This is a genomic window from Herbidospora galbida (assembly GCF_005233835.1).
GTDB lineage: Bacteria > Actinomycetota > Actinomycetes > Streptosporangiales > Streptosporangiaceae > Herbidospora > Herbidospora galbida.
Map to the genome: position 1 here is coordinate 84,499 of NZ_SZQA01000014.1, position 14,857 is coordinate 99,355.

Annotated in this window: 14 protein-coding genes; 7 read left to right on the forward strand and 7 right to left on the reverse strand. The window is 70.4% G+C overall.

Annotated elements, in window-relative coordinates:
- Window positions 1-17 precede the first annotated feature (17 nt).
- Window positions 18-662: a pentapeptide repeat-containing protein gene (locus FDA94_RS16365; protein WP_137247926.1), complete on the forward strand. Its 645-nt coding sequence runs from the start codon at window positions 18-20 to the stop codon at window positions 660-662.
- Here FDA94_RS16365 and FDA94_RS16370 read toward each other — a convergent pair.
- Genes FDA94_RS16370 through FDA94_RS16375 form a run of 3 tightly spaced genes read right to left on the reverse strand, consistent with a single transcriptional unit; the run spans window position 606 to window position 3,113 of the window.
- Window positions 606-1,469 (reverse strand): PrsW family intramembrane metalloprotease, encoded by an 864-nt coding sequence (locus FDA94_RS16370; protein ID WP_170990975.1) that lies wholly within the window; start codon window positions 1,467-1,469, stop codon window positions 606-608. The genes FDA94_RS16365 and FDA94_RS16370 overlap by 57 nt on opposite strands.
- Window positions 1,466-2,032 (reverse strand): hypothetical protein, encoded by a 567-nt coding sequence (locus FDA94_RS39225; RefSeq protein ID WP_170990976.1) that lies wholly within the window; start codon window positions 2,030-2,032, stop codon window positions 1,466-1,468. Before FDA94_RS39225 ends, FDA94_RS16370 begins: the two co-directional genes overlap by 4 nt.
- 43 nt (window positions 2,033-2,075) lie before the next feature.
- A complete protein-coding gene (locus tag FDA94_RS16375; RefSeq protein WP_212735356.1) occupies window positions 2,076-3,113 on the reverse strand; it encodes an acetate/propionate family kinase in 1,038 nt (345 codons plus the stop codon).
- A gap of 81 nt (window positions 3,114-3,194) precedes the next feature.
- Here FDA94_RS16375 and FDA94_RS16380 point away from each other — a divergent pair, with 81 nt between their 5' ends.
- Window positions 3,195-5,492 (forward strand): phosphoketolase family protein, encoded by a 2,298-nt coding sequence (locus FDA94_RS16380; RefSeq protein WP_137247928.1) that lies wholly within the window; start codon window positions 3,195-3,197, stop codon window positions 5,490-5,492.
- Here the strand turns inward: FDA94_RS16380 and FDA94_RS16385 are convergent.
- On the reverse strand, window positions 5,489-6,814 hold the full coding sequence (locus FDA94_RS16385; RefSeq protein WP_246059964.1) for an MFS transporter: 1,326 nt from the start codon (window positions 6,812-6,814) through the stop codon (window positions 5,489-5,491). The two genes, FDA94_RS16380 and FDA94_RS16385, sit on opposite strands and share 4 nt — an antisense overlap.
- 156 nt (window positions 6,815-6,970) lie before the next feature.
- On the opposite strand from FDA94_RS16385, the gene FDA94_RS16390 reads away from it, so the two are divergent.
- A complete protein-coding gene (locus FDA94_RS16390) occupies window positions 6,971-7,312 on the forward strand; it encodes a winged helix-turn-helix transcriptional regulator (protein WP_342778487.1) in 342 nt (113 codons plus the stop codon).
- Here FDA94_RS16390 and FDA94_RS16395 read toward each other — a convergent pair.
- Window positions 7,290-8,453: a hypothetical protein gene (locus FDA94_RS16395; RefSeq protein ID WP_137247930.1), complete on the reverse strand. Its 1,164-nt coding sequence runs from the start codon at window positions 8,451-8,453 to the stop codon at window positions 7,290-7,292. The genes FDA94_RS16390 and FDA94_RS16395 overlap by 23 nt on opposite strands.
- Before the next feature lie 107 nt (window positions 8,454-8,560).
- Between FDA94_RS16395 and FDA94_RS16400 the strand changes: the two genes are divergently transcribed.
- Window positions 8,561-9,523 carry a zinc-binding alcohol dehydrogenase family protein gene (locus tag FDA94_RS16400; RefSeq protein WP_137248008.1) on the forward strand — a complete coding sequence of 321 codons (963 nt, stop codon included), beginning with the start codon at window positions 8,561-8,563 and terminating at the stop codon, window positions 9,521-9,523.
- Here the strand turns inward: FDA94_RS16400 and FDA94_RS16405 are convergent.
- Complete coding sequence (locus FDA94_RS16405) at window positions 9,465-10,883, reverse strand: hypothetical protein (RefSeq protein WP_137247931.1); 1,419 nt, start codon at window positions 10,881-10,883, stop codon at window positions 9,465-9,467. The genes FDA94_RS16400 and FDA94_RS16405 overlap by 59 nt on opposite strands.
- Window positions 10,880-12,223: a hypothetical protein gene (locus tag FDA94_RS39910; protein ID WP_212735357.1), complete on the reverse strand. Its 1,344-nt coding sequence runs from the start codon at window positions 12,221-12,223 to the stop codon at window positions 10,880-10,882. Before FDA94_RS39910 ends, FDA94_RS16405 begins: the two co-directional genes overlap by 4 nt.
- 155 nt (window positions 12,224-12,378) lie before the next feature.
- Between FDA94_RS39910 and FDA94_RS16415 the strand changes: the two genes are divergently transcribed.
- From FDA94_RS16415 to FDA94_RS16425, 3 genes are read left to right on the forward strand one after another with little or no spacing between them, the layout of a single operon-like run.
- Window positions 12,379-13,248: an ABC transporter substrate-binding protein gene (locus FDA94_RS16415; RefSeq protein WP_137247932.1), complete on the forward strand. Its 870-nt coding sequence runs from the start codon at window positions 12,379-12,381 to the stop codon at window positions 13,246-13,248.
- Complete coding sequence (locus FDA94_RS16420; protein WP_137247933.1) at window positions 13,209-14,093, forward strand: amino acid ABC transporter permease; 885 nt, start codon at window positions 13,209-13,211, stop codon at window positions 14,091-14,093. The genes FDA94_RS16415 and FDA94_RS16420 overlap by 40 nt, the downstream gene beginning before the upstream one ends.
- Complete coding sequence (locus FDA94_RS16425; RefSeq protein ID WP_137247934.1) at window positions 14,090-14,815, forward strand: amino acid ABC transporter ATP-binding protein; 726 nt, start codon at window positions 14,090-14,092, stop codon at window positions 14,813-14,815. Before FDA94_RS16420 ends, FDA94_RS16425 begins: the two co-directional genes overlap by 4 nt.
- The last annotated feature ends 42 nt before the right edge of the window (window positions 14,816-14,857 follow it).

The following is a 14,857-nucleotide window of genomic DNA, read 5'->3' on the forward strand; positions in this document are numbered from 1 at the left end:
ATTGCGAGAATGGCGCGATGCCGCGCGAACTCGAAGACCTCCCCTACGCCCCCTACCTCGAACTTCTGACCGGTGAGCTCGAGCGGGAGGGCGACTACGACGGCGTCCACCTTCGTGACGCCACGTTCGACGACGTCAACACGGTCGGCGCCCGGTTCATGGAGTCGGCGGTCCAGCAGGTCACGATCAACGACAGCCGCATGGACCGGAGCCGTTACAACGACGTCTGGTTCCACACCGTCCGGTGGATCGGGGTGAACCTCGCCGAGAGCGACTGGTTCGACGTCGAGGTCCTCTCCAGCGCCATGTCCGGTGTCCCCATGTTCGGGTCGAAGGTTCACCAGGTCGTCTTCCACAACTGCAAACTCGACTCCGTCAACCTGCGGCAGGCCACGTTGCGGAACGTCACCTTCGAAGACTGCCTGCTCCGGGAGGTCGACTTCGCCGGCGCCAAGCTCAGAGAGGTCACCTTTCCCGGCACGGACCTCGAGGACGTCAGGTTCGACAAGGCCACGTTCACCAAGGTCGACTTCAGGAAGGCCCGGTCGATCGGGATCGCCGACGGCGTCGAGTCTCTGCGGGGGGCCACGATCTCGATGACCCAGCTACTCGACCTTGCCCCACGTATGGCTCACGCGCTGGGGATCTCCGTACGCGATTGACCGCCGGTCGAGGTGGCGTGCCGCGATGAACACCACGATCGCGATGACCAGCAGGGGGATCCCCTTGGCGAAGGTCGAGTCGGGGAGCAGGGGCGAGTCCCACCAGGCGTGCATGAACATGGCCACGATCCAGGCCGAGACGGCCACCGTGACCCGTGTGGCGGGCGTGCGGTCGGTGCGGGCGATGGCGTAGCCCAGGCCCGCTCCGGCGACCGCGGTCATGGCCCAGTGGCTCCACCAGGCCGAATACACCAGCCGGGCGATCAGCGATTCCACGGTGTCGCCGCTCTGCTCGATGCCGCCGGTCGCGATGATCGTGTTGAAGACGTACAGGAGGTCTTCGACGATCTGGAAGGCCAGGCCGATGATCGCGCCGTAGCCGAATCCGGCCAGGGCGCCCGACATGACCCATGGGGCGATCAGCGCGATCAGGGCGACGCCGGCCAGTTTCGCGGTCTCCTCGTCGAGCGGCGCGACGATGGCGTCGGCCCAGCGGTCGGCGAAGAGGGGGGCGGTCGTCTTGCTGAGGATGGCGCTGAAGGCGGTGTTGGCCAGGAACGCGACGGCGAACGCGGCCAGGCCGCCCCAGGCCAGGGCCATCCACGCGTAGCCGATCGGCGCGGCGCGCAGCGGGCGGATGCGGGTGAACAGCCAGAACGCGACCAGCAGGACCGGCACCAGTACGCACAGGGCGATCAGGGTGCCGATCGTGAACACCCGGGCCTGCGGCACGAGCGTCGTGTAGACGAGCAGGACGCCCATGACGACGCCGAGAAGCCAGACCCAGAAGGCCGGGCGGCCGGTCATCGGGGGGCTCCGGCGAACTGGATCGAGGCGATCATCCGGGTGATGTCGTCGCTGCGGGAGGCGATGGCGGCCGGGTCGCCGGCCACCAGGACGCTCGCGCCCTGCTCGGGGGCGGCGAAGACGGCCTGGGTGCCGATGTGGTCGTCCACCCTGATCATGGCGGCCAGGCCGGGGACCCCCTGCGTGGTCGTGATCGGGACGGGGCTCTCGGCCTTGACGGGCACGCCCTGCGCCTTGAAGATCAGGTGCTGGCCGGTCCAGAGCTCCTGCGGGGTGGCCGCCTCGGCGTCGATCACGCTGAGCTGGACGGTCGCCCCGCCGCTGACCAGCGACACCGACTCCGACAGCGACGACGCGCCCTCGTCGAGCGCCCATCCGGCGGGCACGAGCATGGAGACGGGCCGCGAGCCGCCGTCGAACTCCTGGCCGACCTCGATGACCGTGCCCGCCGCGAGCGGCACGGCGTCGTCGGCGACGACGGCGTTCGCCAGTGGCAGGCCGATGGCCAGGATTCCGAGTATCACCAGGATCGCGATCGATCCGGGCCATCCGGTGCGCGACATGAGACCCCTAAAGACCAGGGGGGATGCCCCGACTCATAACCGGCTACGTCAGAACAAAACCTGCTTCCCGGGCGAGCTGGAGCTCTTCCCGGGTCTCGACGACCAGCACGGGCACCCCGTCGGTGCTGATCAGGCCGTCGTCGGTACGGTTGCTGCCCACCGGCTCCCGCACCCCCAGCAGGCCCAGGCGTCGGCAGACCCCCGCGCGGACCTCCGGCTGGTCCCAGCCGATCTCGCCGGTGAAGACGAGGGCGTCGAGGCGGTCGAGCGAGGTAGCGGCGGCGGCGATCTCGCGGGCGACGCGGTGGCAGTAGACGTCGATGGTGAACGTGTCGCCCGCCTTGACCAGGTCGCGGGTGTCGCCGGAGAACCCGTCCGAGAGGCCCAGCAGACCGGAGTGCCGCTCCAGCCCGTCGCGCAGCTCGGCGAGCGTGAGCCGACCGTCGAGGAGCCAGAGCAGCATGCCGGGGTCGACGCTGCCCGACCGCTTGCTCATCGGGACGCCTTCAAGGGGCGTGAAGCCCATCGAGGTGTCCATCGACCGTCCGTCGCGGACGGCGCAGACCGAGGCCCCACCGCCCAGATGGCACATGACCAGCTGGGACGCCTCGACCAGCTCGCCGGCCCTGCGCAGCGCGTGGGCGTAGGAGAGGCCGTGGAAGCCGTATCGGCGCAGGCCGAAGCGGGCCCGCCAGTCGGCGGGGATCGGATAGGTCGAGGCCACGTCGGGCAGGCCGGCATGGAAGGCGGTGTCGGGGCAGAGCACCTGTGGGACGTCGGGCAGCGCCTCCAGCGACGCCTTGATCAGCTTCAGCGCGGGCGGCAGGTGCAGCGGGGCGAGGTCGGAGATCTCCGACAGGCGGTCGACCAGCTCCGGCGTGGCCCGCGTGGGCTCCCGTACGATCGGCCCTCCGTGCACCAGCCGGTGCGACACCGCGTCGGGCCTCTCGTCGAGGAACTCCAGGAGCGCGTCGGCCGAGGTCGGGGCCTGTTCCACGTGGTGGGTGGCGAGCACCTCCCCCGAGGAGACGAGGTGGAGCTGCAGACTCGACGAACCGGCGTTGACCGTCAGAACTCTCACGACATGGAGACTTCCCCGCGATATCCGGTGAAGACCTCGAAAACCGCGACACTCCACCGCGAACCCGGGTAGAGCCCGGACATGGACGCTTTGCAGCAGGTCTCCGCCTACTGGCGTGCCGCCAACTATCTCTCGGCCGGGCAGATCTATCTGCTGGACAACCCCCTGCTGACCGAGCCGCTCCTTCCAGAGCACATCAAGCCGCGTCTCCTCGGCCACTGGGGCACGACCCCGGGCCTCAACTTCGTCTTCGCCCACCTGAACCGGATCATCACCGAGCGCGGCCAGGACATGATCTACATCGCCGGTCCGGGGCACGGCGGCCCGGCGACGGTGGCGCACGCGTGGCTGGAGGGGACCTACAGCGAGCTCTATCCCGACGTCTCCCAGGACGCCGCCGGGATGCGCCGCCTGTTCCGCCAGTTCTCCTTCCCCGGCGGGATCCCCAGCCACGCCGCCCCGGAGACGCCCGGGTCGATCCACGAGGGCGGTGAGCTGGGCTATTCGCTGGCACACGCGTACGGCGCCGCGTTCGACAACCCCGACCTGGTCGTGGCCTGCGTGATCGGCGACGGCGAGGCCGAGACCGGGCCGCTGGCCGGGAGCTGGCACTCGAACAAGTTCCGGCACCCCCGCAAGGACGGGGTCGTGCTGCCGATCCTCCACCTCAACGGCTACAAGATCGCCAACCCGTCGTTCCTGGCCCGGATCCCCCCGGCCGAGCTCGCCAAGCTCATGGAGGGGTACGGCTACCGCCCCTACGTCGTCGAGGGCGACGACCCCGACGCCGTCCACCCTCTGATGGCGAGCACCCTCGACGCCGTCTTCAACGAGATCGCGACCCGCCCGGAACACCTCCCGATGATCATCCTCAAGACGCCGAAGGGGTGGACGGGCCCCAAGGAGGTCGACGGCAAGCCCGTCGAGGGCACGTGGCGGGCCCATCAGGTGCCGCTCTCCGAGGTCCGCACCAACGACGAGCATCGGGAGCAGCTGGCGGCCTGGATGCGGTCGTACAAGCCGGAGGAGCTCTTCGACGACCAGGGCAGGCCCTATCCCGAGGTCGTCGGGCTGGTGCCGAAGGGTCCGAAGCGGATGAGCGCCAGCCCGCACGCCAACGGGGGAGAGCTGCTCCGGCCGCTCGTGCTGCCGGACTTCCGCGACTACGCCGTGGCGATCGAGCGGCCCGGCACGGCGTCGACCTCGCCGACGCAGGTGCTCGGCACCTTCCTGCGCGACGTCATCGCGGCCAACCCGCATTCGTTCCGGCTGATGGGCCCCGACGAGACCGCGTCGAACCGGCTCCAGGCGGTCTACGAGGCGACCGGCAAGGCGTGGCAGGCGGCGACGCTGCCGACCGACGAGAACCTCCAGCCGGGCGGGCGGGTCATGGAGGTGCTGTCGGAGCACCTGTGCCAGGGCTGGCTGGAGGGCTATCTGCTGACCGGCCGGCACGGGCTGTTCAACTGCTACGAGGCGTTCATCCACATCGTCGACGCCATGTTCAACCAGCACGCCAAGTGGCTCGACACCGCGCGGGAGATCCCGTGGCGGCGGCCGGTGGCCTCCCTCAACTACCTGCTGTCGTCGCACGTGTGGCGGCAGGACCACAACGGGTTCACCCACCAGGATCCGGGCTTCCTCGACGTCGTGCTGAACAAGAAGGCGAGCGTCGTGCGGGTGTACCTGCCGCCGGACGCCAACACGCTGCTCTCGGTCGCCGACCACTGCCTCCGCTCGCGTGACTACGTCAACGTGATCGTCGCCGGGAAGCAGCCGGTCCTCGACCTGTTCGACCGCGAGGAGGCGGTCGTCCACTGCACCCGCGGGCTCGGCATCGTCGACTGGGCCTCCAACGACGCCGGGCAGGAGCCCGACGTGGTGCTGGCCTGCGCGGGCGACGTCCCGACGCTGGAGACCCTCGCCGCCGTCTCGCTGCTCCGGGAGAAACTGCCCGACCTGCGGGTACGCGTCATCAACGTCGTCGACCTGATGCGCCTGCAGCCTCCCGGGGAGCACCCCCACGGCCTGCCCGACGCCGAGTTCGACGCCCTCTTCACCACCGACAAGCCGGTCATCTTCAACTTCCACGGGTACCCGTGGCTGATCCACCGGCTGACCTACAAACGGAACGGCCACGACAACTTCCACGTGCGCGGCTACCGCGAGGAGGGCACCACCACGACCCCGTTCGACATGGCCATGCTCAACGGCATCGACCGGTTCCACCTGGTCAGAGACGTGATCGACCGGGTGGAGGGGCTCGGGGTCCGGTACGCCGCCCTGCGCCAGGAGATGACCGACGCGCGCCTGCGGGCGCGTGCCCACACCCGCGCACACGGGGAGGACGCGCCCGAGATCCGCGACTGGACCTTCTAGGCGGGTTCGAGCACGGGGGCCGGCCGCCGGGAGAGCACGAGCGCGCCGGCCAGGGCCGCCCCCACCGCGGGGATGAACAGGGCGGCGTGCAGCGACCCGGTCGCGTAGACGGCGGTGGCGGCCGAGATCCCGAGGGCCATGCCGAACTGGGTGCACGTGTAGAGCAGCCCCCCGGCCAGGCCGTGCTCCCGGTCGGCCACCCCGTCGGTCGCGGCGATCGTGTAGGGCCCGTAGGCCAGCGCGAACGCCACCCCGACGAGCAGCAGCGCGGGCAGCATCACCAGCGCGGCCCGGTCGATGCCCGTGGGCAGGAACAGCAGGTAGGCCACCGCCCCGACACCCGCTCCCGCGCAGATCACCCGGACCGTGCCGTACTTCCTGATCAGCCACGGCGTGACCGTCGGCCCGAGGACGGCGTCGACGCCCATCGTCGCCATGATCAGCCCGGTCTCCAGCGTCGACCAGCCGCGCTCCTCCTGCAGATGCAGGGTGACCAGGAACTGGAACGCCGAGAAGGAGCCCATGAAGAGGATCGCGCTGACGTTGGTGCGGGCGATCGTGCCGGTCTTCAGCAGGCCCAGTCGGAGCAGCGGGTACGCGGCCCGCCGCTCGACGGCGACGAACGCCGCCACCAGCCCGAGCCCGGCCGCGAAGATCGGGACCGCCCACAGGTCGGGCCGCTCCAGCCGGACCACCCCGTAGATGAGCAGCAGCATCGCGCCGGTCACGGTGAACGCCCCGGCGAGGTCGAAGCGGCCCCCGGCGCGTTCGCCGTTGTCGCGGATCAGCGGGATGGCCGCCGCGAGCAGCAGCGAGGCGAAGATGACCGGCGCGAAGAACACCCACCGCCAGCCGAACGTGGTCAGCACGCCCCCGGTGACCATGCCGAGCGAGTATCCGGCGCCGCCGACCGCGCCGTAGATGATCAGGGCCCGGTTCCGTAAGGCCCCCTCGGCGAAGTTGGTCGTGATCAGCGACAGCCCGGCCGGGGCGATGAACGCCGCCGCCACCCCCGTGACGAACCGCGCCAGCAGCAGCATCCACCCCTCGGTGGCCAGCCCGCCCAAGCCGCTGAAGATCGCGAAGATCCCCAGCCAGAGCAGGAACATCCGCCGGCGGCCCAGCATGTCGGCGGCCCGCCCGCCCAGCAGGATGAACCCGCCGAACCCGAGCACGTAGGCCGACACCACCCCGCTCAGCACCCCCGTCGACAACCCGAGGTCGGCCCTGATGGCCGGAAGGGCGACGTTCAGCAGAGCGACGTCGACGCCTTCCATGAAAATCGTCCCGCACAGCACGAAAAGCACACCCCACGTGCGCATGTGTGGCCCCCTGAGTCGGTTACCTCTTGTAAGCGACTCCATCCTGGGTAACCATTGCGAGCTATGGAAGACGGGACTTTTTTGACACCCGGTCACTGTGGAGATACCGGCCCCGACTACGACGCATTCCAATGGGACAGCCGCGAAGACTGCGAAGTGCGGCAGATTCTCGACCGCATCGCCGACAAATGGTCGCTCTTGGTGATCGCGCTCCTCGACAACAAGACGATGCGTTTCACCGAGCTGAAGCGGGAGATCGACGGCATCAGCCAGCGCATGCTCGCCCGCACCCTGCGCCACCTCGAACGCGACGGCCTGGTCAAGCGCACCGTCTTCCCCGTCGTCCCGCCCCGGGTCGACTACGAGCTGACCCCGCTCGGCGAGAGCCTGCACGAGACGATCCAGGCCCTGGTGACCTGGACCGAGGCCCACCAGACCCAGATCGCCGCCGCCCGGGAGAACTACGACCGCGTGGTCAGTGGATCTTCTCCGGGATGATCTGGGTCAGCCGCGTGCGCGGCTGCAGCCGTTCCCTGAGCTGGGTGACCTGCCGCTGCACGTCGAGTTCCTGCAGGCAGGTGAGGGGTCCGGCACCCAGTTCGCGTACGGACAGGCGGGCCCCGTAGTCATGGGCGACGTCGGGTCTCCTGGCCTTGGGCGCGAGGAGCCGGACCAGCCGCAGCGGCGCGAGCAGGACGTCCACGGCCAGCTCCTCCCGGCGGACCGACAGCGCGCCTCGCGCGATCTTCACCAGGCCGCGCGGCAGCAGGTCGGCCAGCCGGTAGTCGTCGGCCACCGGCGGCAGCACGGTCACCACGACCTCGCCGTAACGGCCGTCGGCGCGCAGGAAGGCGGTGACGATGATCTCGTCGTCCTGGAGGACCACCCGCCGGTAGCAGCGGGCGCCCTCGGTCACGGTGATCACCGGGCGGGCGTGGTCGAGCAGCGGTGACGTGGGCTCCAGCACCCCCGGCGCGACGAAGACGTCGGTCCCCTCGGGCGGTTCGAGTCCGGGCGCGGGCCACGTCTCCCTGACCTCTCCCCACCCGATGAACGCCCGCTTCGACAGCGTGAGGTTGCCGTGCTGGGCGCGGGCCAGGTAGTCGAGCCTCGGGTCGTCGACCGGCGGCGCGGCCGCGCCGGCCCGCAGCCGCTTCGCCAGGATCACCCCCGACCTCACCCGGAATCCGGCCACCACGACCAGGGTGAGCGCGATCGCCGACATGCCGACCGGCATGGTGCCCAGGTCGACCGGCTGGCCGCTGACCAGCGCCTCCAGCCACGGCACCTTGACCATCAGCAGCACACCGAGGGTCATCACGACGACCGGGCCGCCCCGGCGGGAGTGCCGGAACCAGACGAACCCGCCCAGCACGACGAGCCAGCTCACCATCCGCCAGAAGTCGAGGACCATCCCGGCCGCGATCACCAGGGAGACGAGCAGATCCCGGTACGCCATCAACCGCCGCGCCCGCAGGCAGTGCCGCACCACCGGGACCACGTCGAAGTCGCCGGCCGAGGGGGCCACGCCCCGGTAGGGGTCGCGGGTCAGCTCCCGGAGGACCGCCTCGCGGAACCGGGTGTCGAGATATCCGGCCGCGCAGAGATAACGCGTCGTGTTCGACATGATGGTGGCCACAGCACCAGTAAGGGGTGCGATATTCGTTTTGTCTTCCGGCAAATGCGGCTATTGGCCACCTTTTGTCAATTCCTTGCGGGGTGCCGCCTATCGTCGGACGTGTGGAGATGAACGCCTGGGTGGTGGCCCGGCCGGGCACGCTGGAGTTCACCCGGCTGCCGGTTCCCGAGCCGGGGCCGGACGAGGTGCTCGTCCAGGTCGAGGTGTGCGGCGTGTGCCGTACCGACCTGCATCTTCGCGACGGCGACCTCGACGTCCACCGGCCCCGGACCGTGCCCGGACACGAGGCGGTCGGGCGGATCGCCGGCACCGGTGAACGCGTCGGGGTGGCGTGGCTGCGGTCGACCGACGGGAGCTGTCGTTACTGTCTGCGCGGCGACGAGAATCTGTGCCCGAATTCGACGTACACGGGATGGGACGCCGACGGCGGTTACGCCGAATATCTCGTCGCGCCGCGCGACTACGTCTATCCGCTGCCCGACGACTATCCGGCCGAGAAACTCGCGCCGCTATTGTGCGCCGGGATCATCGGCTACCGGTCGCTGCTGCGGGCCGAACTGCCCCCCGGCGGGCGGCTGGGCGTCTACGGGTTCGGCGCGTCCGCCCATCTGACCGCTCAGGTCGCGATCGCGCAGGGGGCGACGGTCCACGTGCTGACCCGGGCGGAGGAGGCGCGGCGGCTGGCCCTCGAACTCGGCGCGGCGTCGGCGCGCGGCGCCTACGACCAGCCGCCCGAGAAGCTCGACGCCGCGATCCTGTTCGCGCCGGTCGGCGACCTGGTGCCGACCGCGCTCGAAGCCCTCGACCGGGGCGGCACCCTCGCCGTCGCCGGCATCCACCTGACCGACATCCCGGTGCTGAACTACGACCGGCACCTGTTCCAGGAGCGGGACCTGCGCTCGGTGACGGCCAACACCCGCGCCGACGGCCGCGCCTTCCTGGAGTTCGTCGCCGAGCACCCGCTCACCGTCGAGACCACGCCCTACCCGCTCGACCGCGCCGACCGGGCGCTCAGGGACCTGGCCGCTGACCGAGTGAATGGGGCCGCGGTGTTGAGTATCGCCCCGTGACCCAGGCCGCCGACGCCCCCACCACCGTGCTGAGCACCACGGCCAGCACCGTGGCCTGGGCGTAGGCAGGGACCCAACCGACGCTCCAGGCCGCGAACGGGGCCATGATGACGAGCCAGGTCAGCCCGGCCGTGGCCAGGCCGACCGGCAGGATCCACAGAGGCGGCCTGGCCAGGACGGCGAAGAACATCATCAGGGCGAAGGCCGCCACTGGGAGGATCAGCGCGAGAGCCAGCACTTTGACATCGGGATAGAGCGGCGGCGCGTATCCCCCGGACACGATGTCGTGGAACTCCGCCCGGGGAGCCAGCCAGAACCACGCGGCCACCCAGCCGACCGCCACGCCGACGATGAACCCGAGCGTGCGGATGCCCGTCGCGAGCGCGAACAGCCCGACCACGACGCCGATGAAGAGGGCGTTCTGGGGGAGGGCGGTGTCGTAGCGACCCGGGGCGTCGGTGGGCACCGTGGCGGCCGGATCGAGCTGATAGTCCTTGATGCCGATCCTGCGCCAGGTTCCGGAGGCGTCGCGGACCGCGACCCCGTCGGCTCCGTTGGCGACGACGACCAGGCCGGGGATCGCCGAGACGCTGAGCGACTCCACCGGCTGGAGGTCCTCGGGCTCGTCGGGCGGGTAGGCCCGGACCAGCCGGTCCTGCACCTCGGGGGAGAGCTCCCACGCGGTCGTCCAAGCCCCGCCGCCCGTCGACTCCTCGACCTTCAGACGTCCCGGGACGACGCGGAGACATCGATCGCCGGCACAGGAGGACGGCGTCGGGGAACTCCGGACGGCGCTCGTCCACTCCTCCCAGGTGACCCCGTCGCGGGTCAGGTAGGCGCGCGAGACGAAGCGCTCGTCGCTTTTGAGCTCGACGATGATCGCACCGTCGCGCACCTCGGTGGCGAACGCCATGGGCGGCACATAGGGCTGCGCGGGGCTGGTCGCGGTGATCGCCAGCACGGCGGCCGGGGTCAGCAGCACGACGACGGTCCGCCCGGTGGGCACGGGGTGCCGGGAGGCCCACCAGGCGACGTACAGGGCGGGCAGGGTGAGCAGGTCGGTCGGGTCGGCGAGGACCACCGAGGGGCCCCAGACCAGCGTCCAGGCCTCGGAGGCCAGCCAGGCCCCGGTGGCGGTGGCCTTGACCAGGGCGAACCCGGCACCGGTGACCGCGATCGAGACCGCGGGCCTGCGGAGGGCCAGGTCGAGCACGGCGGGCAGCAGGATCAGCCCGGCGACATCGCTGAGCTTCCCGGTGACGAGGCCGGGCCACGTGTACTTCAGCAGGTGGTCGTTGACGACGAGCACGACCAGGGCCAGCACCGTCAGGGGGTGGCCGAGCCACGACGCGCGGCTCATCGCCGGCTCCCCGTGAGGAATCCGCCCGCGACTCCCGCCGCGGTCACCAGCACGAACGCGAACAGCGCCGCCTGATCGGCGTCGTCGTAGAACGCCAGCGCGCCCGCGCTCCAGGCGGCGTAGGGCGCCAGCACCGCCGTCCCGGCCACCAGTCCGGAGACCAGGCTCACCACGATCAGCCGTCCGGGCGGCCTGGCCCGGCTGACGCCCCACGACAACAGCCCGACCCCTCCCACCATGAACATGATCGCGGGCGGCATGCCCAGGAATCCCAACGTCGACTCCACCATGGTCAGTCCCATCCGCAAGCCCGCGAGCAGCAGGATTCCGCCGAAGAGGATCGCGGGGCGGCGGGCGCCCGCGCACAGCGCCAGCAATGCGGCGGCCAGTGCTCCCAGTACCACGAGGTCGTACACCTCGTAACGGCCCGGCGTGGTCAGGGGCACCGCGCCGGAGGCGGTCAGGCCGTCGGGGCCGACGCCGAGCCGGTGCCAGGCGCCCCGGGCGTCCCGCAGGGCGATGCCGTCGGTGCCGTTGGCGGCCACCACCAGCCGTTCGGTCACCGCGACCGCCAGCGACTCCGTCGGTTCCGAATGGCCGAACGCGGGGTCGGCGTTGCGGCGCAGCAGCCGGTCCCGGGCCTCGTCGGGGATCTCCCACACGGTGGTCCAGCGTCCGTCCCGGATCTCCTGGACCCGCAGGTGACCGGGCACGACCCGGTAGCAGGCCGTGCCGTGGCAGTCCCTGGCCGTCGGCCAGGCCTCCTTGTGCTGGATCCACTTGTCCCAGGTGACTCCGTCGCGGGTCCGGTAGGAGACCAGGTCGTCGCCCATGCCGTAGCCGCCCCGGGTGTGGACGACGATCGCGTCCCCGTCCGCCTCGACGGCGTAGGCGCTGTAGGGCCAGTCGAACGGCGCGGCGCTCGTCGCGGCCACCGCCAGCACGGCGGGCGGCACGACCAGGAACACCACCGCCTTGTGGACCGGCACCGGATGCGTGTACGCCCACCACGCCGCCCAGAGCGCGGGCAGCGCCAGCAGGTCGGTCGGGTCGGCGAGGACTCGCGACGGCCCCCAGACGGCCGTCCACGCCTCTGAGGCCAGCCACGCGCCGGTCGCGGTCGTCTTGACCAGTGCGAACCCGACGCCGGTGACGGCGATGGAGACCTTCGCGCGCCTGACCACCAGGTCGAGCAGCGCGGGAAAGAGGATCAGCCCGGCGACGTCACTCAGCTTCCCGGTCACGAACCCGGGCCAGGCAGCTTTCAGCACGTGATCGTTCACGACGAGAACGACCAGGGCCAGCACGGTCAGGGGCTGGCCTATCCACGTATGCCGCACTCCCTAAGGGAACGCGCCAAACTCGCCGAAACCGATACCCGTGATCATTTTGGAACCGGATCGTACGTGCGCCGATGCGCCCCAGGTATTTGCCGAGGTCGGACATTTCCGACATCATCGGGGGGTTAGTCACGTACGACCCCGGAGGCTCCCTCATGCACCGTTCCACGCTTCTCCTGGCGGCCGGTGTGCTCATCCTCGCGACCGCCTGCGCTCCCGAAGAGACGGCGCCAGCGGTCGCGGAGCTCACCCCCTCGGGCCCGGCCGTGGACGCGTGCGCCAAGGAGAGCCTCAAGCTCATCACGCCCGGCAAGCTGACCATCGGCACCGACAAGCCGGCGTACGAGCCCTGGTTCAAGGACGACGACCCCGCCAACGGGCAGGGCTTCGAGGGCGCGGTCGCCGCGGCCGTCGCCAAGGGGCTCGGGTTCACGCCGCAGGAGGTCGCCTGGGAGACCGTGCCGTTCGACTCCTCGTTCGCGCCCGGTCCGAAGAAGTTCGACTTCGACATCAACCAGATCTCCATCACGCCCGAGCGGGCCAAGGCGGTCGACTTCTCCGAGGGCTACTACACCGTCAAGCAGGCGGTCGTGGCGCTCGGCGACTCGAAGTTCGCCTCGGCGGCCAACCTCGCGGCGCTCAAGGACGCGAAGATCGGCGTACAGGCCGGGACGACCGCGCTGAGCGCGGTGCGCGAGGTCATCCAGCCCGGTGACGACCCGAGCGTCTTCAACCAGCAGATCGACGCCGTCAGCGCGCTGAAGAACAAGCAGATCGACGCCATCGTGGTCGACCTGCCGACCGCGTTCTACGTCACCGCCGCGCAGGTCGAGGGCTCGAAGATCGTCGGGCAGTTCGCCGCGTCCAGCGGCACCCCCGAGGAGTTCGGGCTGCTCTTCGAGAAGGGCAACACCCTCGTCGGCTGCGTCGACAAGGCGCTGGCCGACCTCAAGTCGTCTGGTGAACTGGCCGCGATCGAGCAGCAGTGGCTGACCTCGACCGCGGGCGCGCCCGAACTCTCGTGACGACCACCTGGGTCAAGAGCGACCGCCAGAAGGAGCGCGAGAAGCTTCTCCGGGCCCAGGGGCGGCGCTCGGTGTCGGTCGCGACGATCTCCACGGTCGTCGTGGCCGGGCTGGTCGTGTTCGGGCTGCTCGCCTCGCCGGGCTGGCCCCGGGTGCGGGAGACCTTCTTCAGCTGGGACGCCCTGGTCACGTCGCTGCCCGACATCCTCCGCGGTTTCCTGCTGAACGTGGTGATCTTCCTGATCGCCGAGCCGGTCATCCTCCTGCTCGGGCTCGGGGTGGCGCTGCTGCGCGGGCTGCGCTCGCCGGTGTTCTTCCCGCTGCGGGCGCTGGCCGCGATCTACACCGACGTGTTCCGCGGCATCCCGGTCGTCCTGCTGGTCTACCTGGCCGGGTTCGGCGTACCGGCGCTCCAGTTGCAGGGGGTGCCGAGTGATCCGGTGGTGCTCGGCACGATCGGGCTGATCCTGTCGTACACCTCCTTCGTCGCCGAGGTGTTCCGGTCGGGGATCGACTCCATCCACCCGAGCCAGAAGGCCGCCGCGCGGTCGCTCGGGCTGTCGCACGGGCAGACGATGCGGTACGTCGTCGTCCCGCAGGCCGTCAGGCGGGTCGTGCCGCCGCTGCTCAACGACTTCGCGTCGCTGCAGAAGGACAGCGCGCTCGTCGCCTTTCTCGGACCCCTGGAGGCGCTGCGGCAGGCGCAGATCCACGCGGCCGACATGTTCAACTACACCCCTTACGTCACCGCCGCGCTGCTGTTCGTGGCGCTGACGGTGCCGATGGCCCGTTTCACCGACCACCTGGCCGCCCGCGCGGCACGTCAGCGCGGAGGCGCGTCATGACCCTCCTCACGATCGACGGGGTCTGGAAGCGGTACGGGGACCACGAGGTCCTCAAGGGCGTCGATCTCACCGTCGACACCCACGAGGTCGTCTGCCTCATCGGGGCCTCCGGCTCGGGGAAGTCGACCCTGCTGCGCTGCGTGAACCTGCTGGAGACCGTCGACGACGGCGCGATCCTGCTCGACGACGTGGACATCACCGACGTCCGGGCCGACGCGGACGACGTACGGAAGCGGATCGGGATCGTCTTCCAGGCCTACAACCTGTTCCCGCACATGACCGTGCTGGACAACATCACCCTCGCGCCCCGGAAGGTGCACGGCGTCGGCCGCGTCCAGGCCGAAGACCAGGCGCGCGAGCTGCTGGCCCGGTTCGGGCTGGAGTCGAAGGCGCGCGACTACCCCGACCAGTTGTCCGGCGGCCAGCAGCAGCGGGTGGCGATCATCCGGGCCATCGCGACGCAGCCCCGCCTGCTGCTACTCGACGAGGTGACCTCGGCGCTCGACCCGACGCTGGTCAACGAGGTGCTCGGGGTGATCAGGGAGCTCAAGCAGTCGGGCATGACGATGATCCTGGCCACCCACGAGATGGGCTTCGCCCGCGACATCGCCGACACGGTGTGCTTCCTGGCCGACGGGGTGCTGCTGGAGCGCGGGCATCCCGACCAGATCTTCGGCGCGCCGAAGCACCCGCGCACCCGCGAGTTCCTGTCGCGCACGTGACCGGATCGGTCCGGGGCGGGACCCGATCCGGTCTGTCGTCGG